Consider the following 21,429-nt stretch of genomic DNA (forward strand, 5'->3'; position numbering starts at 1 on the left):
CCGTGACGGGCGGGGGATCATCCGGGGGACGGTCCGCCCGGCCGGGGGATCAACGGTGGCGGGCCGGGTGGCCCACTCATAGCTTCGGCACATGACCCAACGACAGATCGCCCCCCTGGCATGCGCCGCGACGCTCGTGGTCGCCGGGCTGGGCGCCGCCGCCCCGTCGGCCGCCGGTCCCGCCGTGCACCGGGTGAAGCCCGGCGAATCCATCCAGAAGGCCCTGGACGCCGCGAGGCCCGGGGACACCGTCGTCCTCTCCCCCGGCACCTACCGCGAGAGCGTCACCGTCACGACACCGGGCCTGACCCTGCGGGGCTCGGGCGTCTTCCCCACCGTCCTCGTGCCCGGCGGGACCAAGGGCGGCGCGTGCGCCGGGGCCGGCCACGGCATCTGCGTGACCGGCACGGAGGGGCGTCCCGTCGAACGGGTCACCGTCCGCTCGCTGACCCTCAGGGGCTTCGCCAGGAACGGCCTGTGGGCGTCGCGGACCGACCGGCTGCGGGTCCAGGGGGTGACCGCCGAGAAGAACGGCAACTGGGGCATCGCCCAGGAGCGGTCGGTCCGGAGCGTGCTGAGCGGCAACACCGCCCGGGACAACGGCGACGCCGGCCTCTTCGTGTCCAACACCACCGACACGGAGCAGGGGGCCGTCGACACCGGGGGGACCGTGATCAGCGGCAACCGCATGTCCGGCAACCGGATCGGCCTCACCGTGCGGCGCCTGCGGAACCTGACCGTCGACCGCAACGAGGCGACGGGCAACTGCGCCGGGCTGTTCGTGGTGGGCGACGAGTCCACACCGCGCGCCGGGGCGATGAGCCTGCGCCGCAACCACCTCCACGACAACAACAAGTACTGCCCCAAGACCCCCCGCCTGCCCTTCCTCCAGGGCTCCGGACTCGTGCTCACCGGCGCCGAGGAGACCCTGGTGACGGGGAACCGGATCGAGGACAACAGGGGGACCTCCCCGCTGTCGGGCGGCATCGTCCTGTTCAAGAGCTTCGTGGGCGCCCTCAACGAGCGCAACGAGATCCGCGACAACGTCGTGCTCCGCAACGGCGCGGCCGACCTGGCCGTCCGCGACACCGGCGGGGGCAACACCTTCCGCGGCAACACCTGCGGGGTCTCGGAGCCCGCCGGGATGTGCTGAGCGGACCGCTCCCCCTTCCGCGCGACCGTACCGATCACACCGATCGCACCGATCGCACCGACGGTACGGACCGTACGAACCCCATCCACGGCACGACAGAGAAGACAAGGCGACAGATGACGACCGTTGATCCGGTGAGGACCCCCGACACCGCTCCCCCACCGCCCATGCGGCTGCGGGAACTCGTTTTCGGCGCGGCGTGCGCCGCCGCCGTCCGCGCCGCCGCCCGCCTCGGCGTGGCCGACGCCCTGGACGACACGCCCGCGGCCGTGGAGGACCTGGCGGCGGCCGTGAAGACCCCGCCGCACACCCTGCGGCGGCTGCTGCGCGCCCTGTCCTCCCAGGGGATCTTCACGGAGCTGCCCGACGGCACGTTCGCGCACACGGAGATGTCCCGGCTGCTGCGCGAGGACGACCCGCACAGCCTGCGGTACATCGCCCTGTGGTGCACCGAGCCGTGGACGTGGGAGGTCTGGCCGAAGCTCGACGAGGCGGTGCGCTCCGGCGGCAACGTCTTCGAGGACGTGTTCGGCAAGGAGTTCTTCCCGTACCTCAACGAGGACGCGCCGGAGTCCGCGTACGTGTTCAACCGGGCCATGACGACGTCGAGCGAGCAGTCCGCGCGGGACGTCGCCGACCTGCTGGACCTGGAGGGCGTGTCGTCGGTCGCGGACATCGGCGGCGGTCAGGGACGCGTCCTGGCGAGCCTGCTGGAGCGGCACCCCGCCCTGCACGGCACGCTGCTCGACCTGCCGGGCGTGGTGGAGAACCCCGACCCCCGGCTGCGGCCGGGCGGCGCGCTGGCCTCCCGGGCCCGGGTCGTGGCCGGGGACTGCCGCGAGGACATCCCGGTCGAGGCCGACGTGTACATCCTCAAGAACATCCTGGAGTGGGACGACGACAGCACCCGCAGGGCGCTGGCCAACGTCCGGAGGGCGGCGCGGCCCGGCGCCCGGGTCGTCGTGATCGAGAACCTCGTGGACGACACCCCGTCGATGAGGTTCACGACGGCCATGGACCTGCTGCTGCTCCTCAACGTCGGGGGCGCGAAGCACACCCGGCGGAGCATGACCGAGCGGCTGACGGACGCGGGGCTGGTCATCGGCGGGGTCCACCCGGTCAACGCGTACCTCCACGCCTTCGAGTGCGTCGTTCCCGCCTGACCGGAGGGCCCCGGAGAAGGGGCGAGACCCGAGGCCGCCGGCCCCGCTTCGTTCGCGGGGCCGGCGGCCTCGGGTCTCTCGTCGTGCCCGCTCAGGAACCGGAGCCCCGGTCCCAGCGGTAGAAGCACTGCGCCATGGCGTCCCTGGGGCCGCGCCACGTCTCCGGGTCGTACGCGCTGACGTACGTCGAGAGGCGTTCGCTGACGCTCCGGAACTCCGGGTGCCCGGTCAGCTTCGCGATGGCGGGCGCCGGGTCCCGCTCGGACTCGATGAGGTGCAGGTAGACGTCGCCGAACTGGAAGAGGCTGCGCCGGGAGACGCCCACCAGGTGGGGCAGTTCGCCGCGGTCCGAGTCGGCGAACACGTCGGCGATCGCCGGCGCCGAACCGGGCGCCATGCGGGCGACGATCAGGGCGTGGTGCATCGGGTGTCCTTCCTGGTTCCGCGATCAGCCGGGGATGACCGGCGCCTGCCGGCGTTCGCGGGCGACCTGCTCGATGCGGTCGCGGATGAGGGCCATCTGCGTGCGGGAGTTGCGGTTGATGTTCTCCGTCATCCACTCGTCGTCGACCGGGGCGTCGGGCTTCATCGCGAAGTCCTGGACCCAGCGCATGTGGACGCCGTCCGGCTTCTCCACGTACTCCCAGCAGATGTCCATGTGCGCGAAGGGCCCGGTCTCGACGCGGCGGGCCCGGACGGTCCGCCCCTCGCGGTCCACGGTCCGCTCCGACACCCAGCTCCAGACCTTCCCTGCCTCGTCCGGGTGCATGGTGAGGCGGAAGGTGGTCGTGTCGCCCTCGCGGGAGAGCACCTCCAGGGAGGCGTACTCGGTGAAGAGGCCGGGCCAGTTCTCGATGTCGTTGGTCATGTCCCAGACCAGGTCGAGGGGGGCGTCGATGACGACGCTGTTGTCGGTGTGTCCCGTCATGTCAGACTCCGGCCTTGAGGGTGCTGTTGACGAGGCCGACGAAGTCGGCCGGGGTCTTGCTGCGCTCCGCGTCGGGGGGGAGCGCCACGCCGTAGCGGTTCTCCAGTTCGCCGACGATGCCGAGGAGGCCGAGGGAGTCGACGCCGAGGGTGCCGAAGGGCACGTCCGACGTGTCGGCGAGCTCCCGGGGGTCGACGGTGACGCCGGCCGACTGCTTCATCAGCGCGGCCAGTTCGTCGAAGGTCAGTTCGGTGGTGCTCATCTGTACTCTCCTTCCCGCCCGTTCACCGGGCGGCTTCGTCGCCGCGGCGCACTACCAGCGCGGCGTTGGAACCCATGAGGCCCCGGCTGAGGACGAGGGCCGTCCGCAGTTCGGCGGGGCGGGCGCGGGACACCACCAGATCGAGGTCGTGGCAGGTGTCGAACACGTAGGGGGTGGGGGGCACCAGGCCGTGTTCCATCGCCAGCACGGCGGCGGCGGTGTCCAGGACGGGCGCCCCGCAGTAGGCGCGGCCGATGCCGGTCTTGGGCGCCGTGACCGGCACCCGGGCGGCACGGGCCCCCAGGGCGTCGGCGAGCGCCAGGGCCTCGGCGCGGTCCGCCTCCGGCACGCCCAGGGCGTCGGCGAAGACCACGTCGATCTCCTCCGGGGCGCAGCCGGCCTCGTCGAGCGCGCACCGGATCGCGCGGGCGAGTCCCTCCCGGGACTCCTCCCAGCGGGAGGCGCCGGTGAACGTGGCGCCGTGACCGGCCACGACGGCCCGGACGGCCGCCCCCCGGTCCCGGGCGCGGTCCTCGTCCTCCACGACGAGCATCGCGCCGCCCTCGGCGGGCACGAAGCCGCGGGCGCCCGCCGTGAAGGGGCGGTAGGCCCGGTCCGGGTCCTCGGCGGTGCTCAGCTCGGGGTAGCCGAGCTGGCACACCATCGAGTACGGGGCGAGGGGTGCCTCCGCCGCCCCGACGACCACCGTGCCGGTCCCGCGCCGTACGGCGCGGGCCGCGTGGGCGAGGGAGTCCAGGCCCCCCGCCTCGTCGCTGGCGACGACCCCGCAGGGCCCCTTGAAACCGCCCCGGATGGAGATCTGGCCGGTGCTGGCGGCGTAGAACCAGGCGATGGACTGGTACGGGCCGACGAATCGGGAGCCCTGGCCCCACAGCTTCTGCAGCTCGCGCTGGCCGAACTCGCCGCCGCCGGAGCCGGCGGCGGTGACCACCCCGATGGAGAAGGGGTCCTCGGGGGCGTCCCGGCCGAGGCCGGCGTCGTCGAGGGCGAGCGAGGCCGCCGCCATGGCGTAGTGGCTGAACCGGTCGGTCTGGACGAGGAAGCGGTCCTCGATGAGGGTCGAGGCGTCGAAGGACCTGACCTCGCCCGCCACCTTCAGCGGAAGGTGCCCGCACCCCTCCCGGGTGATCCGGTCCAGGACGCCGATGCCTTCCTGGACGGACTTCCAGTAGGTGTCGGCGCTCAGGCCGTTGGGGGCGATCACCCCGATGCCGGTGACGACGGCCCGTCTCGGCTGGTCCGTGCTCATCGTGTCCTCCCTGCCGGCTCCGTCAGGAGCACCGCGGACTGGAAGCCGCCGAAGCCGCTGCCCACGGAGAGCACGTTCCTCAGCCTCCGGGGGCGGGCGGTGCGCGGCACGTAGTCCAGGTCGCACTCGGGGTCGGGGACCTCGTAGTTCGCCGTCGGGGGGACCACCTGGTGCTTCAGCGCGAGGACGCAGGCGGCGACCTCTATGGCGCCGATCGCCCCGAGGGAATGTCCCACCATGGACTTGATGGAGCTCATGGGGGTCTCGTAGGCGTGGGCGCCCAGGGAGCGCTTCACGGCGGCGGTCTCGTGCCGGTCGTTCTGCCGGGTGCCCGAGCCGTGCGCGTTGACGTAGTCGATCAGCGTGGGATCGACGCGGGCCTGGTCGAGCGTGTTGTCGATGGCCCGGGACATCTCGATTCCCTCGCCGGTCAGACCGGTCATGTGGTAGGCGTTGCCGTAGGTGGCGTAGCCGCCGATCTCGCAGTAGACGTGCGCGCCGCGGGCCCGGGCGTGCTCGTACTCCTCCAGGACGAGGACCGCGGCCCCCTCGCCCATGACGAAGCCGTTGCGGCGGTTGTCGAAGGGCTTGGAGGCGTGCGCGGGGTCGTCGTTGTCGGGGGACGTCGCCTTGATGGCGTCGAAGCAGGCCATGGTGATCGGTGAGATCGGCGAGTCCGAGGCCCCCGCGAGGCAGACGTCCGCCCGGCCCTCCTGGATGGTGTGGAAGGCGTAGCCGACCGCGTCGAGGCCGGAGGTGCAGCCCGTGGAGACGGTCTGCACCGGGCCCCGGGCCCCGAACCGCTCGGCCACGACCGAGGCCAGCGTGCTCGGCGAGAACGCCAGGTGCAGTTTCGGGTCGGCCGCGCGGTGGTCCACGTCCCACCGCTGTCCGCCCGCGCTGACCAGGACGTAGTCGTGTTCGAGCCGGGTGGTGCCGCCGACGGCGCTGCCGAGGGAGACGCCGACGCGCCACGGGTCCTGCGTGCCGGCGTCGAGCCCGGAGTCGCGCACGGCTTCCCCGGCGGCGACCGCGGCGAACTGGATGTAGCGGTCGGCGTCCCGGATCAGCTCCGGGTCGAGGCCGTGGGCGGACGGGTCGAAGTCGCACTCGGCGGCGATGCGCGAACGCAGGCCGGCCGGGTCGAACAGGGTGATGCCGCGGGTGGCGGTACGGCCTTCGGCGAGGAGGTCCCAGAACGCCGCCGCTCCGGTGCCGCCCGGAGCGACCACACCGATCCCGGTGACGGCCACTCGCCGGTTCACTCGATGGCCCCGCTTCGTTCCGGCACCTGACCGGGTCCGCCCACGGTCAGCTGGGGTCCGGCGGGCCCGGCGTCCTCGGTGGTCTCGGTGTCGACGTGGCCGAGGCTCGGGTGCGGGGCGAGCGGGCCCAGGTGGAAGACCATGCGGGCCTCCCGGCCGCCGACGTTGCGGAAGCGGTGCCGCACGTCGACGGGGATCAGGAGCCCCTGGTCGGTCCCGAGCGTGTGGGTCTCTCCGTCCAGGTCCACCTCGAGGGTGCCGGAGACGACGTACACGAACTCCTCGGAGTACGGGTGGTAGTGCTCCCCGATGCGCTCGCCGGGCTGGACGATGGCCAGGCCCATGAAGCCGCTGGTGGAACCCACGGTGGCCGGTGTGAGCATGGCCCGCAGGTCACCACCGCGCCTGCGGTTGGGCTCTGTCTCGTTCAGGCTCACGATGCGGGGATGCTGCTTGAGCATGGTTGATACCTCCGGGTGTGGCGGTGGCGTCCGGACGGGGGCCGCGACCGGCCGTCAGGAGTCCGCCGAGGTGCGGTCGGTGACGGGCAGCATGTCGGCGTGCGACAGGAGCCGGTTGATGTTGCGGTCCGTCGTCAGGGAACCCTCGACGCCGATCGCGGCGCCGTCGAGGAGGGCTTCGAGCTCCGCGGCCTTCCCGGGGCCGTTGAGGCCGAGGGAGGCGACGGGGTCGAGGTCGATCTCGCCCGTGATGTCGATCAGGCGCACCACGAGGTCGTCGCGGTGGAAGACGGTGCTGCTGTGCACGGGGCTGTGCGGGTCGTCCGCCGCGGCCTCGTCCTGCTGGGCGAGCAGCCGGGCCAGCTCCATCCCCCGGCCCTCCTTGGCCGGGTAGTACAGCGCGTGGCGCCGCAGGCCGTCCGGGGCCGGGCGGCCGGCGACCACGTGGTGCACGGCCGGGAGCGCGGCCCGGGTGAAGAAGACGCGCGCCGAGTCGGGGTCGGTCAGGTCCCGGTCCTGCTCCAGGTACGGGTTGAGGGCCTCCTCGACCGCGCGCACCTCCGGCTGGCGGGCGACGTGGCGCAGGGCGGCGAGGAGGTCGCCCTCCACCTCGACGGCCCGCACGACGCGGTTGCCGTGCATGAAGAGCGAGGTGCGGCGCAGCCGGGTGGTCTCGTCGACGCGGGCCTCGGGCGAGTCGTACCCGGCCAGGAGCTCCGCGACCTTCGATTCGCTGCCGGGCTTGACGGTGAAGGTGAGGGCGTGGCGCGCCACCCCGTCGCCCACGCGGGCCGCGACCTCCGCGGCGGCCGGGACCACGTCCCGGGAGCCCGTCTCCCGGAGGATGCTGTAGCGCATCGACCGGGTGTCCCGCACGCAGCTGTGCATGGGCCGGACGGTCTCGACGTGCTCCTCGCTGTTCACCCAGGCGAGGAACGGCGGGGCGCTCTCCCACTCGCTGGTGATGAGCCACTGCGAGGGGTTCTCGATGGACTGGCAGAGCTGGTCGCTGATGTGGCCGGGGATCGAGGCCACCTGCTTGCGCATGAGCTCGTACGCCTCCAGGAACTGCTGCTGGGCCCCTTCGTACAGGTCGAGCAGCAGGATCACCCGCAGTCGGGAGCCGTCGAACGCCGACTGCGAGATACGTGCCGAGATGGTCATCCGGCGCACCTCTTCTTTCGTGTGGGGAGGCGGAAGAGACCGCCGTGCCAGGAGGCAGGGGTCGTCATATGCCGATCGTCGGTGCGTTCCCGGGGGTCGCGCGAGTCCCACGGGGCGGATGAGTGAACTGCGCGTCATTCGGGTGCTCCGGACACGCGGACCGGTTCCCCGAGGGCATGGATCTCCACCCCACCCCCGACTCGCGTCACAGGTGACGCTGGAGGCACGCGATGAACCGATCCGAAGGGCCCGGCGAGGGCGAGCACCGTACGCCCGTCCTCATCGTCGGCGGCTCCCTGGTGGGCCTGTCGGCCTCTTTGTTCCTCGGTCGCCTCGGCGTGCCGCACACGCTCGTCGAGCGCCACTCCGGCACCTCGATCCATCCTCGCGGACGCGGCAACAACGTGCGCACGATGGAGCTGTTCCGGACCGCCGGGGTGCGGTGGCGCATCCGGGAGGCCGCCTCGGTCCTGTCGTCCAACAACGGCATCCTCCAGGCTCCGAGCCTGGCGGGCGACGCGGGCGAGTGGCTCTTCAGGGAGATCGACCCCGGTGGCGGCCTCGCCCGCTTCAGCCCCGCCGAGTGGTGCCTGTGCAGCCAGAACGACCTGGAGCCGGTCCTCCTGGAGAGCGCCCGGGAGCTGGGCGGGGACCTGCGGTACTCGACGGAGATGCTGTCGTTCGAGCAGGACTCCGAAGGAGTGACGGCCCAGGTCAAGAGTCGTGAGACGGGTGAGCACACCGTCATCAGGGCGGACTACCTCATCGCGGCGGACGGGCCGCGCAGCCCCGTGCGCGAGCGGCTCGGCATCGGGCAGACCGGTCCGGGCGACCTGTTCCACAACGTGAGCGTCACCTTCGTCTCGCGCGGTCTCGCGGACGTCGTCGGCGACCGGCGCTTCATCGTCTGCTACCTGACGGACCCGGACGGGGACGGGGCGCTCCTGCCGGTGGACAACCGGGAGCGCTGGGTGTTCCACGCGCCCTGGCACCCCGAACGCGGCGAACTCCTGGAGGACTTCACGGACGAGCGGTGCCGGGAACACATCCGGCGGGCCGTGGGCGTGCCGGACCTCGACGTGGAGATCACCGGCCGGGCGCCCTGGCACGCCGCCGTGCGGACCGCCGAACGGTACGCGGACCGGAGGGTCTTCCTCGCCGGGGACTCGGCCCACGAGATGCCCCCGACCGGCGCGTTCGGCTCCAACACCGGCATCCAGGACGCGCACAACCTGGCCTGGAAGCTGTCCGCCGTACTGGACGGCTGGGCCGGCCCCGGTCTGCTCGAGTCCTACGACGCGGAGCGCCGCCCCGTCGCGGAGGTGACGAGCGACCGCGCCTCGTCGCGTTCGGTCGAGCACAGCCACCCCGGTTACGCCCCCGGTCCCGAGGCGGAGGGCCGCGGCGGGAGGAAGGGCGGGATCCTCTCCGTGGTCCTGGGCTACCGCTACCCGCGGGGCGCGGTCCTGGGCGCCGACCGGGAGCTTCCGGTCGTGTCCGACGTCCTGCGCCTGACGGGCGAACCCGGCACCCGGGCCCCGCACATGTGGCTGGACCGCGCCGGGAGCCGGATCTCCACCCTGGACCTGTACGAGCGGACCCCGGTGCTCCTGAGCTCCGCGGGCGCCACCGGCACGTGGCACGCCGCCGCCGTGCGCGTCGCGGAGGAGCTGGGGATCCCCCTCGTCCCGTACCGGATCGGCGAGGGGCCCGACGCCGAGCTGACCCCCGAGGGGGGCGCGGACTGGTCCGGCCTCCACGGCGTCGCTCCGGGCGGTGCGGTCCTGGTCCGCCCGGACGGTTTCGTCGCCTGGCGTTCCGAAGGCCCCTCGGAGGACCCCGGGGCGGCCCTGCGGGCGGCCCTGGCGGCTCTCTTCGACCGGGGGTGAGCGCGCCCTCGTCCCGCCCGGCGGAACCGGACGGGGCGGGGGCGGCGGCGCCGGCCCGCCCCGGCTCCCGCGCGCCCGGAGGGCTCCCGTGGACTCGCGGGGTCCCCCGGTGACTGTTTTCCTGTAGGCGATCCCCCTTCGCACCGGAAGGTCCGCATCATGCACGTCAGCGCACTCACTTCCGCCGTCCTCGCCGATCTGCGGCGACCGCGGCCGTACCCGGCGATCTCCCTGGTCATGCGGACGCATCCGCGCCGGGGGGTGGACGAGGACCGGGTGCGGCTCAAGAACCTGCTGTCCGAGGCGCGCGCGCAGCTCGACGCCGATCCGCGCGTGGGCCGCGAGGAGCGGCTGGAGCTGCGGGCCAGGCTGGAGGAGACCGAGGTCCTCGGGCGGGACGACGTGTTCCTGCACGCGGGGGCCGGACTGGAGATCCTGCTCGCCCCCGGCGAGGAGACGCAGGTGTGGCAGCTCGACGGCGAGCAGGACGTCCCGACCCGCGTCGAGTTCGCCCCGACGTTCCTGACCCGGTACCTGGTGGCGGCCCGCGAGCGTTCGGCCCCCTACTGGGTCCTGGTCCTCGGGCTGGAGACCTGCCGTCTCTACCAGGGGTCGGCCGGGCGCCTGTTCGAGGTCGAGGAGCACGGCTTCCCGGCGGAGCCCGCGATCCCGGACCACGAGGACGCCCTCCCCGGGCCGGTCACCGACTTCCCGTCGCCCGCCCGCGACGAGCGCATCCAGCAGTACATGCGCGCCGTGGACGAGAAGCTGGCCGCCCCCCTGGCCGCGCGGCGGCAGCCGCTCTTCCTCGTCGGGGGCACCAAGCTCCTGGCCGAGTTCGACGGCGTGAGCCGGCACGCCGACCGGGTGGAGGGCCGGCTCGACCTGGTCGGTCTGGACGAGGTCTCCCCCGCCGTCCTGGCCGAACGCCTGGAGCCGGTCCTCTCCGGTTTCCGCGAGCGGCAGACGCGCCGAGCGCTCCAGGACCTCGACGACGCCCGCGGCCGCAAGCAGTACGCCGCCGGCCTGCAGGACGTGTGGGTCGCCGTCGCCGACCGCCGGGTCCACCTCCTCGTCCTGGAGGAGGGGCTGCGCGCCGCGGGCACGGTGGCGGAGGACGGCCGCGGCCTGCGTCTCGTCCCGCTGCCCGACGGGCCCGGCCTCACCGACGGCGGCGGTGAGCAGGCCCCGGACGGGGTGGTGACCGACCTCGTCGACACCCTGGTGGAGAACGCCCTGGACGCCGACGCCTCGGTCCGTTTCGTGCCCGACGGCACGCTGAACGAGCGCGGGCGGGTCGTGGCGGCCCTGCGCTACTGACACGGGCGGCGGACGGGCCGGGGGCCCGGTGCCCGGCGGCGGGGCCGCCCCCCGGAGGGGGAGGCCCCGCGAGTCGCGGTCCGGGCGCCGGGCGGGCCGGGTCAGCCGCGCGGGAAGACGGGGCGCCCCATCCACCAGTTGCCGGTGGCCCCGGGGTCGGAACTGGACCAGAACTCGACGACCGCGTCGGTGAACTCGGCGGGCGACAGGACGCCGTCGCCGTCGGTGTCGAGGTGGCCGAACGCCTCGGCCGCCTCCTCCTCCGTGAGCCGGGGGAAGTGTCCCCGCTGGAACGCGAGGAACTCGCCGGGGCTGATCCGGCCGTCCCCGTCGAGGTCGGCGATCCCCAGGTAGGTCTCGGCGAGCCTGCCGAGGGTGGCGCGGGCGGTCCCTGGGTCGTCGGCCAGCGCGCGGGTCGACTCGACGAACCGGTCCCTGGGGATCCCCCGGGCCCCGGCGGGGACGAACGGCAGGTGCACCTCGCGCCAGATGGCCGTGTAGGCGCCGATGATCCGTTCCGCCTCCGGGGAGCCCTCGGCGTGCCCGAGGGAGGAGGCCGTCCGGCGGCCCATCTCCACGTGGTCGTCCTCCGTGAGCACGCCGTTGCCGTCCACGTCCAGCTGGTCGAAGCCGTGCTCGATCTTCTTCGTCAGGAATTCCCGGTCGGTCATGATCGCTCCTCGGGGGTGGGGGAACAAGGGGAACAGGGGGACGCGGAGTGCGTCCCGCCACGTCGACGCTACGAACCCCGGCCGGCGGCGGGGGCGTTTCCGCATATTCGTGCACGTACGGGTGAGGGAGCGGGAGGTCCGCGCCGGAACACGGGGCCCGGCGCCCGGACCACCCGGGCGGCGCTCCCGGAGCGGTCCGGCGGAGAGGAGGCGACGCAACCCGTCGCCCGTCACGGAAAGCGCAGGACGATGCAGGAGTGGAAGGAACGGGCCGGCGGAACCGCCGCCCGGGGAACGGCGCCCGCGCGCCCGCACCACGCCGCCGACGGCGTCCGGCCCCCGGCCGACGGCCGGACCACCGGGGCCGGGGCGACCCGCGCCCCGGCACGCCCGCCGCTGCGGCCCGGACCGGACGCGCGGTGAGCGCCGGACCCGAGAGCGCGGCCCGGCCCGCGCTGCGGCGCGCCCTGACCACTCCCCTGCTCTACTTCTTCATCCTCGGCGACGTCCTGGGCGCCGGGGTGTACGTGCTGGTGGGGCAGGTCGCCGCCGCGTCCGGGGGCGCCGTGTGGGTGCCGCTCGCCGTGGCACTCGTACTGGCCCTGCTGACCGCCGCCTCCTACGCCGAGCTGACGACGAAGTACCCGAGGGCCGGCGGCGCCTCCCACTACGCCACCCGGGCCTTCGGCCCGGCGGTCGGGTTCGTCGCGGGGTTCTGCATGCTGGCGGCCGGCGTCGTCTCGGTCGCCGCGCTCGCCCGGGGCTTCGCCGGCGACTACCTCGCGGCCTTCGTCACCCTGCCCGTCGCCCCGGTCGCGGTGGTCTTCCTCGCCCTCCTGGCCCTGGTCAACGCCCGGGGCATCAGGGAGTCCACCCGCGCCAACGTCGTCGCCACCCTGATCGAGGTCGGCGGCCTGGTGGTGATCGTGATCCTGGGCGCGCGGCTGCTGCTGCGCGGGGAGGGCGACCCGGGCCGCCTCCTCCGGCTCGGTACGCCCGAGAAGGGCGCGGCGGCGGCCGTGCTGAGCGGTTCCGTCCTGGCCTTCTACTCGTTCGTCGGCTTCGAGACCTCGGTGAACGTCGCCGAGGAGACCCGGGACCCCCGGCGCTCCTACCCCCGCGCCCTGTTCGCCGCGCTCGCCACCGCCGGGGCCGTCTACGTCCTGGTCGGCGTGGCCGCCTCGGCGACCGTGCCCACCGGTGTCCTCGCCTCCTCCGGCGGCCCCCTCCTGGAGGTCGTCCGCGAGGCCGGCGGCGTCCCCCCGCGCCTGTTCGGCGCCGTCGCCCTGATCGCCGTCGCCAACGGGGCGCTGCTCACCGGCATCATGGCCTCGCGTCTGGCGTACGGAATGGCCCGCGACGGGCTGCTGCCCGCCGCCCTGACCCGGGTCCTGCCCGGTCGCCGCACTCCCTGGGCCGCGATCGCCGCCACCACCGTCCCGGCCCTCCTGCTGGCCCTGACCGGCAGCGTCGCCACGCTGGCGTCCACCCTGGTGCTGCTGCTCCTGGTGGTCTTCCTGATCGTCAACACGGCCGTCCTCGTCCTGCGTTCCGATCCGGGCGAGCCCGGTCACTTCCGCGCCCCGACCGCGCTGCCGGTCCTCGGGGCCGCCTCCTGCGTCCTTCTCGCCACCCAGGTGGAGGCCGGGGTGTGGCTGCGCGGCTCGGTGGTGCTCGCCCTCGCGGCGCTCCTCGCCGCCGTCGCGGCCGGCCGCCGCCGCCGCTCGGCGGAGGCGGAGGAGAAGGGAGCGCCGGAGGAGACGGGGGCCTGAGACGCCGGGGGCTCCGGGTCCCCGCGTCCCCGGAGCGGTGATCCGTCCGGGAGCTTCTTCGACCCGCGCGGGTCCGTGGTGGCCCGGGACAGGTACTCGTCCTGTGGGCACACATGTGCGATGCCGCGTGTCCGTACGAGTCACACCGAGGAAAAGAGCGAACCATCCAGGAGAGCACCCCGTCACAGGCGGAGGGCGAACGCCCCGACGAGAACCCCCCGCGGGACGCGGGCCACCGGGACGCGGAACCCGAGCGCACGACGCCGTCGCAGGCCGAGGGAGAGCGCGAGCCCGACGACCCCGACGGCTCCGAAGACGAGAGCGGGTCCGCCTGACGCCGCCGCGCACCCCGCCGTACGCGGCGGGGAACGGACTCCGGACCGTTTCGCCGGTGATCGAACGGTTAGAGGCGGTTCATGACTCATGAGCCGGAACTCGATGGTCGTGTCCCCGGGAACGAGACCGTGCGGCGGGCGCTGAAACGCGTCCTGCCGTCGGTGTCCGGTCCCGGCCGGATTCTCCGGGGCATGGACCGGCTGGAACGCGCCGCCGTGCTCGACGGCTGCGCCGAACGCCTCCGCGACGCGGTCCGCGCGCTCCCTCTGGGACGCGGGCGGGACGCGCTGCACGGGCGCGGGCTGGGCCATCCCGTCCACCCGGTGATGGTGCAGGTGCCGATCGGCGCCTGGTTCTCGGCGGCGGTGCTCGACGCGGTGCCGGGGCAGCGGCGGGCGGCGGGCACGCTGATCGGCGTGGGACTCGTGGCGGCGGCCCCCGCGGCCGTTGCCGGCTGGGTCGACTGGGCGGAGCTGCAGCGCCGTCAGGCGCGGGTCGGGCTGGTGCACGCGGCGGCGAACATCACGGGAGTGGCGCTGTACACGGGCTCCCTGGCCGCTCGGGTACGGGGCCGGGCCGCCCTGGGCAAGGCCCTGGGGTTCGCCGGGCTGACCGCCGTCGGCCTGGGCGGGGCGATCGGCGGACACCTGGCCTACCGGCAGGGAGCGGGCGTCAACCACACCGCGTCCGTCCCGGACCTGGTGGAACCGGGCTGGCACGGGATCGGGGAGATCACGGACCTCCCGCCCGGACGAGCGGTCCGGCGCCACGTCGGTGACGTGCCCGTCCTGGTCGTCCGCGAGGACGCCGACCGCGTGCACGTCCTGGCGGACACGTGCAGCCACGCCGCCGGCCCCCTGTCCGGAGGCACGATCGAGGACGGCTGTGTGCGCTGTCCGTGGCACGGCAGCGTCTTCCGCCTGGAGGACGGATGGAACGTGGGCGGTCCCGCCACGGCCCCCCAGCCCGTCTTCGACACCCGCGTCACCGACGGCCGGGTCGAGGCGAGGCTGCGCTCCCCCGAGACCGGGGACGCCACCGGGACCGGGGACGCCGCCCCTTCCCACGACGAGACGTGACGCCTCCGTCGTACGCATCGGACCGGATCACCACCACCCCTGCTCGACGGAGACCGTTGCCGTGACCCCCGAAACATCCGGGAAGACCACTCCCCTGCGACGGGCCGGGGAGGCGCTCCGGCGCGTGGGCAGGGCCTACGGCGCCGGAGGAGGAGCGCCGGCTCGGCGGGCACCTCGGAGCCGTCGTCGCCTTCGGCGCGTACACGGCCGCCTGGAGTGTGGCGGCCGGCGCGCGCCGGGCCCGTCTCCTGTGGCCGGGCGCCACGCGCACCGTGACGGGCGGTCTGGCCGCCCTGGCGGTCGCCGACACCCTGCAGCCGGGCTACGGCTGCCTGCTTCGGAAGAACGCCGAGTGAGGCGGGCTCCGGTGTGCGCGTGACGGTCGCCGGACCGCGCGCGGCGTGTACGTGAGGAGGCGTCCCGCTCCCGGGCGGGGCGCCTCCTCACGTACGGCCCGTCACGGGCGGGACGGTCCGGCCGGGCCGGGAGGAGTGGGGGCGGGTGTCGTGGGTAGTCGCACGCGGCCCCTGTTCCGATCGGGAAAGAGGAGAGATCATGGCGATCGACATCGACCGGGGAGCCGCCCTCCGTACCCCGGACCGGGCGCACGTGCTGCGTCAGGGTTTCCACGACCAGATCCTGGGCCTGCTGACGCTGCTGGCGTCCGTCGTCCTGCTGGTCTTCCTCATGGCCACGCAGGACGGGCCCAAGGACGCCCAGGTGAACGAGTTGATCGTGGGACTCGTCGTCGCCCTCGCCGCGGGCACACGCGTGTACCGCGGCGGAGGCGTGCGGTCCGACGTGCTGGTGGGCCTCGCCGGCGTGTGGCTGATCCTCTCGCCGTTCGTCCTCGACACCCAGGACACCGCCCTCGACACGGGGACCCGCACGCTCGACATCGTGATCGGGAGCGTCCTGGTCGCCCTGAGCCTGCTGTCCCTGGCGGTCTGGTGGACGGACCGCGCGCGCGGGACGGGCCGGGGCGCGCACCGGACGGATCGGGGCGCGCACCGGCGCACCTCCTAGACCACGCTCCGGGCCAGGTACGACGCCACGACCGCCATGGCGCCGAACGCCCCCAGGACCGTGGCGACCAGCCGGCGGCGCAGGCGTTCGTAGCGGCCGCCGTACTCGTGCCGGAGTTCCTCCGCGCGCGCGACGGCGTCCTCGAACATCCGGCGCCGCACGGCGAGGTGTTCCCGCGCGAACGCGCGGGCGACCTCCGACCGCTCCTGGGGTCCCAGCCACGGGAACCGGCGGGCGAAGGCGGCGCCGGCCTCCGTGGCCTCGGTGCCGGCCCGCCGGGCGAGCAGGTACCCCTCGATCCGGGCGATGCCCTCGGCCGCCTCCACGGCCAGGGCCCGCGGGGTCTCCCGGCCGCCCGCGGCCGGTGCGGGAGCGTCACCGCCGGTGGGGTGCGCGGGGTGGCGCGGCTCCCCGGGTCCGTACGCGGTCACGCGTTCCGTCCGGAGTCGGGGCCGCCTTCGTGGGTGGCGGCGTCGGAGTCGTCGAACACGTCCCGCTTGTGCGTCTTGCCGTGGTCGAGCGCGGCCATGGCGGGGTGGTTGAGGTCGAAGGCCGGGGACTCGGAGCGGATGCGCGGGAGGGTGACGAAGTTGTGCCGGGGCGGCGGGCAGGAGGTGGCCCACTCCAGGGAGCGGCCGAAGCCCCAGGGGTCGTCGACGGTGATCCTCGGCGCGGTCCTGGCCGTCTTCCAGACGTTGTAGAAGAACGGCAGGGTGGACGTGCCCAGGAGGAAGGCGCCGATGGAGGACACCGTGTTCAGGGCGGTGAAGCCGTCGGCGTCCAGGTAGTCGGCGTAGCGGCGGGGCATCCCCTCGGCACCGAGCCAGTGCTGGACGAGGAAGGTGCCGTGGAAACCGACGAAGAGCGTCCAGAAGTGGATCTTCCCCAGGCGCTCGTCGAGCATCGTGCCGGTCATCTTGGGCCACCAGAAGTAGAACCCGGCGAACATCGCGAAGACGACCGTGCCGAAGACGACGTAGTGGAAGTGGGCCACGACGAAGTAGCTGTCCGTGACGTGGAAGTCCATCGGCGGCGAGGCCAGGATGATCCCGGTCAGCCCGCCGAACAGGAAGGTCACGAGGAAGCCGATCGACCACAGCATGGGGGTCTCGAAGGAGAGCGAACCCTTCCACATCGTGCCGATCCAGTTGAAGAACTTCACCCCCGTCGGAACCGCGATCAGGAAGGTCATGAAGGAGAAGAACGGCAGCAGCACGGCGCCGGTGGCGAACATGTGGTGCGCCCACACGGTCACCGACAGGCCGGCGATGGCGATGGTGGCACCGACGAGGCCGATGTACCCGAAGGTCGGCTTGCGGGAGAAGACGGGCAGGATCTCGGTGACGATCCCGAAGAACGGCAGCGCGATGATGTAGACCTCGGGGTGCCCGAAGAACCAGAAGAGGTGCTGCCACAGCAGCGCCCCGCCGTTGGCCGGGTCGAAGACGTGCGCGCCGAACTTGCGGTCCGCCTCGAGCGCGAACAGGGCCGCGGCCAGGACGGGGAACGCGAACAGCACCAGCACCGACGTCAGCAGGACGTTCCAGGTGAAGATCGGCATCCGGAACATCGTCATGCCCGGGGCGCGCATGCAGATGATCGTGGCGATGAAGTTGACCGCTCCCAGGATCGTGCCGAAACCGGCGAACGCCAGCCCCATGATCCACATGTCGCCGCCCACGTACGGTGTGCGCTCCCCGCCGCTGAGCGGCGCGTAGGCGGTCCAGCCGAAGTCCGCCGTTCCCTGCGGGGTGAAGATCCCCGCGAAGGCGATCAGCCCGCCGAAGAGGAACAGCCAGTACGAGAACATGTTCAGCCGCGGGAAGGCGACGTCGGGCGAGCCGATCTGCAACGGCATGATCGCGTTGGCGAAGCCGGCGAACGTCGGGGTGGCGAAGAGCAGCAGCATCACCGTCCCGTGCAGCGTGAACACCTGGTTGTACTGCTCCGGCGAGATGATCTGCAGGCCCGGCCGCGCCAGCTCCGCCCGGAGCACGAGCGCCAGCAGACCCCCCAGCAGGAAGAACACGAACGACGTGATCAGGTAGAGGTGCCCGATCTTCTTGTGGTCGGTCGTCGTCAGCCAGTCCACGACGATCGCCCCCCGCCCTCTCTTCTTCACGGGTACGAGGGTGGGTGGCTCCGTGGAGACGGCCATGAGAACTCCCGGCAAGGAATCAGGTGAACACACAGGGGTGGGGCGACCATAAAACCGATCACTCCCGACAAACAGTAGGAACACGGGTGATCGACCCAAACCACCTCTCCAGCAGGGCATGACCTGCGGTTTTCCCAGCCCCACCCCCAGGAAGCACCCGAACGGCGGGCGCGAGGACCGTCCGCCACACGCCCCCGGAAGGGACCCGGGACACCTCGTCCCGACGCGTGACGCGGTCGCACCTCCCGCGTCCGCCCGGGTACTCCGGTTCCGCGTCTCGCGGCGGGGCGGCCGTCCCGGGGACCCCGCCCGGTCCATCCCGGCACGAGCCGGCCGGTACGAACGGCCCGATACGCAACACGAATACACCCATATGAGTGCTTATCGTGCTTTTATGGATAAGAGACGCGTAAACATCCCCCTTCCGGAGGCCATCATGGCGTCAACCCATCGCGCACCCATCGAAGAGCACCCCGACCTGATGGACCTGCGCGCCCGGCACGACCGCGCCGCCGCCACTCCACGGGCGCAGATGGTCGAGGCCCTGGCCCTCCTCACCGGCCTCTACCTCGCCGCCTCCCCGTGGATAACCGGCTTCAACGGCTTCACCACCCTGGCCGTCACCAACCTCATCGCCGGCGTCGCCTACATGCTGCTGCTCGGCGGCCTCGGCAACTCCTACGAACGCACCCACTCCATGGCCTGGGCCGCCGCCGTCATCGGCGTCTGGACCTGTGTCGCCCCCTGGGTCGTCGCCGGTGACGCCGCCCACACCCGGTCCATCACCAGCAACCTCATCACCGGCGCCCTCGCCACCCTCCTCGCCCTCGCCGCCGCGTCCGCCGCCCGCGACCACGCCGGGGGCCGGGAGCGCCGCTCCGACCGCCGCTGACACCGAGGAACCCACGGCACCGCCGGGAAGGCCCCCCTTCCCGGCGGTGACCCATGCACGGACACCACACGTTCCGGGCGCCAGGCATTCCGGGCAGGTGGTCCAACCCCACGCCCTGCGGCCACACCTTTGAACGAACTCGTCCAAGAGGCAGTCAATCACCCATCATGTGATCGAAATTCGATCAATCGACAAAGGTGCATTGACTCGATCATCGGCCGCGCCTAGCTTCTGGCGGCACCAGACCCCAGAAGGGCGTGACGTCATGGCCATCGAAACTTTCCGAGGACGGCGGGTGAGGACCCGAGGGCTCGCCACCACCGTCCTCGTCCTCGCTCTCACCGGCACCACCGCTCTCGCCGCCGTACCCGCTTCGGCCGCGGGAAGCACCACCTACGTGGACTGTTCCGCCCAAGCCGCCGGGGACGGCAGTTCGGCGTCACCGTTCAACAGCGTCGGCCAGGCCAACGGAAAGACGTACGGCCCGGGCGACACGCTCGCCTTCGCGTCCGGCACCACGTGCACCGGCACCCTCGCCCCCCGGGGCAGCGGCACCGCCACCACCCCCGTCACCCTCACCGCCTACGGCACCGGCGCGCTGCCCGTGATCAACGGCAACGGCGGTGCCGACGTCGTCTCCTTCACCAACCAGGACCACTGGCGGATCAGCAACCTCAGGCTCACCAACCCGGCGTCCTCGCTCGCCCGCCGCACCGGCCTGCGGATCTCCGCCACCGACGGAACGGCGCACCGCGGTTTCGACGTCAGCGGCCTCGTCGTCGACCGGGTGGCCGGCCAGACGAACAAGAACAGCCCGACCACCGAGGACTTCGTCCAGTCCGCCGGCGTCGTCACGGGCGCGAGCGGCACGAACTCGACCCTCCACGACATCCACGTCCACCACAACCAGATCACCAACACGGGTGGCGGCGGGCTCAAGATCCGTGTCGGTTCCATGGCCGTCAAGGGTTCCGGCGTCCTGATCGAGCACAACGTCGTCAAGGACGTCGGCGGCGACGGCATCATCGCCAGCTACGCCGACGCGCCCATGATCCAGTACAACAACGCCTCCGGCGTCGGCAACGGCGCGTACCCCTTCTCCGGCGGCAACTTCGCCGGCATATGGGTGCTCGGCGACCACAACCCGACCATCCAGAAGAACGCCGTGTACGGCATCACGCGGATGTCCGTGGCCGACAGCCAGGCGTTCGACTGCGACTGGGGCAACACCGGCACCTGCACGATCCAGTACAACTTCAGCCGCGACAACATCGGCGGCTTCTTCCTCGACTGCGACGGGTGCGGCACCATCGGCGGCGCCGAGCAGGTCATCCGCTACAACATCTCCGAGAACGACTGCCGCATGAGCAGCAACAGCGCGGGCCGCTCCGCGCTGCGCATGTACAACAACGTCCTCTACTGCACGGACAAGAAGTTCAGCATCACGCTCCCCGACGAAAGCGTCGTCGAGAACAACGTCTGGGTGGGCACCGCCGACTCCCGGCTCCCCACCGGCAGCGGCATCACATGGCTGTGGAACGTCTTCCAGGGCGTGCCGCGACCGACCGCCAACGGCATCGCCGGCGACCCGCAGTTCGTGAACCCCGGCACCGGGGGCGACACGATCGACTCCGCCGACGGCTACAGGCTGCGCTCCACCTCTCCCGCCCTGAACAACGGCTCCGTGATCAGCGGCAATGGAGGCCGCGACTACTGGGGGAACCCCGTGTCCACGACCACGAAGCCGCACCGGGGCGCGTACAACGGCCCGGGTCTGTAAGGCGTGTGGCAGAAACCCGTGGAGCGTCCCTCTTCCCCGCACGCGTGCCGGGTCATGGTCCGGGCCGTTGCGGGCGGGGACGTTCACGGATCCGCCGAGGAGGCAGTTCGAACGGCCGCTGAAGGGTGTGCGGGAAGCGGCGGTCCCCGCCGTCCGGGCCGGGGCCGCCGCCGAAGGGGGCCGGTCGCAGGGTGACCGGACGGGTCCGCCGACGTCCTACCGGTTCCGGCCCCTGCGTCGCTCCGGAGCCGGCGGCCGGGCGGCGCCCGGGGAGGGAGGATTTCCCGTACCGGAGGAGGGAGCGGGCCGGGCGCGGGTGGTGGAGCGGGACCGTGCCGCGCTCGCGTCCGGCCTGTGGGCGGCGGGCGGTACGGGCACGGTGCCCCGGCGCCGGTGGTGAACCGCCGCGAACGCACCGCGGAGTTCGTCCTCCGCGCCACGGGCTGTCGGCGAGAGCCGGTCCCGCCGCCCGGCCTCGGCCCGGCCCTGCGGGGTGGGCGGCGGCGAACCGTTGGCGGTCCCGACCGTCATGGCCGGGTCGCGGAAGACCCCCTCCAGCAGCAGGCCGTAGCCGTTGTCGAGGGCGTGCTCGATGCTCATGCGGACCATCGCTCCGGAGAACTGGGCGGTGGCCGTCTCGCGCGTCTGCGCGTCCTCGTCCGGGAGTTCGCGGTACCGGGGGCGGAGCGGGCGCAGCTCGCCGCCGGTGAGGGGGACGAGGGTCCCGCCGTGGCGCTGGACGGTGGCCGCCATGGCCCGGCTCCTGCCCGCGGCCGGCTGCCCGCCGAGCAGGACCGGGCGGGGTTCTCCTGGGGACGGAAGCCGCCGAAGACGAACTCC

The 21,429-nt window shown here is 72.9% G+C and carries 21 protein-coding genes and 1 pseudogene; 11 read left to right on the forward strand and 11 right to left on the reverse strand.

What is annotated here, in order from left to right; translation table 11 throughout:
- The first annotated feature begins 91 nt into the window (after positions 1-91).
- The gene (locus tag ACZ6AQ_RS10810) at positions 92-1,153 is read left to right on the forward strand and encodes a right-handed parallel beta-helix repeat-containing protein (RefSeq protein ID WP_468759114.1); all 1,062 of its coding nucleotides are present in this window, start codon (positions 92-94) and stop codon (positions 1,151-1,153) included.
- A gap of 116 nt (positions 1,154-1,269) precedes the next feature.
- Complete coding sequence (locus tag ACZ6AQ_RS10815; protein WP_468759116.1) at positions 1,270-2,316, forward strand: methyltransferase; 1,047 nt, start codon at positions 1,270-1,272, stop codon at positions 2,314-2,316.
- 91 nt (positions 2,317-2,407) lie between these two features.
- Here ACZ6AQ_RS10815 and ACZ6AQ_RS10820 read toward each other — a convergent pair whose 3' ends face one another.
- From ACZ6AQ_RS10820 to ACZ6AQ_RS10850, 7 genes are read right to left on the reverse strand one after another with little or no spacing between them, the layout of a single operon-like run.
- Positions 2,408-2,740, reverse strand: coding sequence for a TcmI family type II polyketide cyclase (locus ACZ6AQ_RS10820; protein ID WP_468759118.1), 333 nt, complete (start codon positions 2,738-2,740; stop codon positions 2,408-2,410).
- Between the two features lie 24 nt (positions 2,741-2,764).
- Positions 2,765-3,244: an SRPBCC family protein gene (locus ACZ6AQ_RS10825; protein WP_468759120.1), complete on the reverse strand. Its 480-nt coding sequence runs from the start codon at positions 3,242-3,244 to the stop codon at positions 2,765-2,767.
- 1 nt (position 3,245) lies between these two features.
- On the reverse strand, positions 3,246-3,506 hold the full coding sequence (locus ACZ6AQ_RS10830) for an acyl carrier protein (protein WP_468759122.1): 261 nt from the start codon (positions 3,504-3,506) through the stop codon (positions 3,246-3,248).
- A gap of 22 nt (positions 3,507-3,528) precedes the next feature.
- The gene (locus ACZ6AQ_RS10835; protein ID WP_468759123.1) at positions 3,529-4,776 is read right to left on the reverse strand and encodes a ketosynthase chain-length factor; all 1,248 of its coding nucleotides are present in this window, start codon (positions 4,774-4,776) and stop codon (positions 3,529-3,531) included.
- Complete coding sequence (locus ACZ6AQ_RS10840) at positions 4,773-6,041, reverse strand: beta-ketoacyl-[acyl-carrier-protein] synthase family protein (RefSeq protein WP_468759125.1); 1,269 nt, start codon at positions 6,039-6,041, stop codon at positions 4,773-4,775. Before ACZ6AQ_RS10840 ends, ACZ6AQ_RS10835 begins: the two co-directional genes overlap by 4 nt.
- Complete coding sequence (locus ACZ6AQ_RS10845) at positions 6,038-6,502, reverse strand: cupin domain-containing protein (protein WP_468759127.1); 465 nt, start codon at positions 6,500-6,502, stop codon at positions 6,038-6,040. Before ACZ6AQ_RS10845 ends, ACZ6AQ_RS10840 begins: the two co-directional genes overlap by 4 nt.
- A gap of 54 nt (positions 6,503-6,556) precedes the next feature.
- A complete protein-coding gene (locus tag ACZ6AQ_RS10850) occupies positions 6,557-7,666 on the reverse strand; it encodes a SchA/CurD-like domain-containing protein (RefSeq protein ID WP_468759129.1) in 1,110 nt (369 codons plus the stop codon).
- Positions 7,667-7,896: 230 nt separating this feature from the next.
- Here ACZ6AQ_RS10850 and ACZ6AQ_RS10855 point away from each other — a divergent pair, with 230 nt between their 5' ends.
- Positions 7,897-9,555, forward strand: coding sequence for an FAD-dependent monooxygenase (locus ACZ6AQ_RS10855; protein WP_468759131.1), 1,659 nt, complete (start codon positions 7,897-7,899; stop codon positions 9,553-9,555).
- Positions 9,556-9,714: 159 nt separating this feature from the next.
- Positions 9,715-10,875 (forward strand): baeRF3 domain-containing protein, encoded by a 1,161-nt coding sequence (locus ACZ6AQ_RS10860; RefSeq protein WP_468759133.1) that lies wholly within the window; start codon positions 9,715-9,717, stop codon positions 10,873-10,875.
- Positions 10,876-10,976: 101 nt separating this feature from the next.
- Here the strand turns inward: ACZ6AQ_RS10860 and ACZ6AQ_RS10865 are convergent, their stop codons facing one another.
- A complete protein-coding gene (locus tag ACZ6AQ_RS10865) occupies positions 10,977-11,546 on the reverse strand; it encodes an EF-hand domain-containing protein (protein ID WP_468759135.1) in 570 nt (189 codons plus the stop codon).
- A gap of 249 nt (positions 11,547-11,795) precedes the next feature.
- On the opposite strand from ACZ6AQ_RS10865, the gene ACZ6AQ_RS10870 reads away from it, so the two are divergent.
- From ACZ6AQ_RS10870 to ACZ6AQ_RS10890, 5 genes are all read left to right on the forward strand, one after another.
- Entirely contained in the window at positions 11,796-11,969 is a 174-nt protein-coding gene (locus ACZ6AQ_RS10870) for a hypothetical protein (protein WP_468759136.1), read from the forward strand.
- Complete coding sequence (locus ACZ6AQ_RS10875; protein WP_468759138.1) at positions 11,966-13,318, forward strand: APC family permease; 1,353 nt, start codon at positions 11,966-11,968, stop codon at positions 13,316-13,318. Before ACZ6AQ_RS10870 ends, ACZ6AQ_RS10875 begins: the two co-directional genes overlap by 4 nt.
- 527 nt (positions 13,319-13,845) lie before the next feature.
- Positions 13,846-14,733: a Rieske (2Fe-2S) protein gene (locus tag ACZ6AQ_RS10880; protein WP_468759140.1), complete on the forward strand. Its 888-nt coding sequence runs from the start codon at positions 13,846-13,848 to the stop codon at positions 14,731-14,733.
- 218 nt (positions 14,734-14,951) lie between these two features.
- On the forward strand, positions 14,952-15,089 hold the full coding sequence (locus ACZ6AQ_RS10885) for a hypothetical protein (RefSeq protein ID WP_468759142.1): 138 nt from the start codon (positions 14,952-14,954) through the stop codon (positions 15,087-15,089).
- Between the two features lie 199 nt (positions 15,090-15,288).
- Entirely contained in the window at positions 15,289-15,759 is a 471-nt protein-coding gene (locus ACZ6AQ_RS10890) for an SPW repeat domain-containing protein (RefSeq protein ID WP_468759144.1), read from the forward strand.
- Here the strand turns inward: ACZ6AQ_RS10890 and ACZ6AQ_RS10895 are convergent.
- Positions 15,756-16,190 carry a hypothetical protein gene (locus tag ACZ6AQ_RS10895; protein ID WP_468759146.1) on the reverse strand — a complete coding sequence of 145 codons (435 nt, stop codon included), beginning with the start codon at positions 16,188-16,190 and terminating at the stop codon, positions 15,756-15,758. The genes ACZ6AQ_RS10890 and ACZ6AQ_RS10895 overlap by 4 nt on opposite strands.
- Positions 16,187-17,917: an aa3-type cytochrome oxidase subunit I gene (gene ctaD, locus ACZ6AQ_RS10900; RefSeq protein WP_468759148.1), complete on the reverse strand. Its 1,731-nt coding sequence runs from the start codon at positions 17,915-17,917 to the stop codon at positions 16,187-16,189. The genes ACZ6AQ_RS10895 and ctaD overlap by 4 nt, the downstream gene beginning before the upstream one ends.
- A 436-nt stretch (positions 17,918-18,353) precedes the next feature.
- Here ctaD and ACZ6AQ_RS10905 point away from each other — a divergent pair, with 436 nt between their 5' ends.
- Entirely contained in the window at positions 18,354-18,809 is a 456-nt protein-coding gene (locus tag ACZ6AQ_RS10905) for an SPW repeat protein (RefSeq protein WP_468759150.1), read from the forward strand.
- Positions 18,810-19,074: 265 nt separating this feature from the next.
- Positions 19,075-20,589 carry a right-handed parallel beta-helix repeat-containing protein gene (locus tag ACZ6AQ_RS10910; RefSeq protein WP_468759151.1) on the forward strand — a complete coding sequence of 505 codons (1,515 nt, stop codon included), beginning with the start codon at positions 19,075-19,077 and terminating at the stop codon, positions 20,587-20,589.
- Positions 20,590-20,805: 216 nt separating this feature from the next.
- Here ACZ6AQ_RS10910 and ACZ6AQ_RS10915 read toward each other — a convergent pair.
- Positions 20,806-21,399 (reverse strand): annotated as a pseudogene (locus ACZ6AQ_RS10915) (zeta toxin family protein); the annotation flags it as partial.
- Between the last annotated feature and the right edge of the window lie 30 nt (positions 21,400-21,429).

The organism is Streptomyces sp. NPDC041191 (assembly GCF_055591945.1).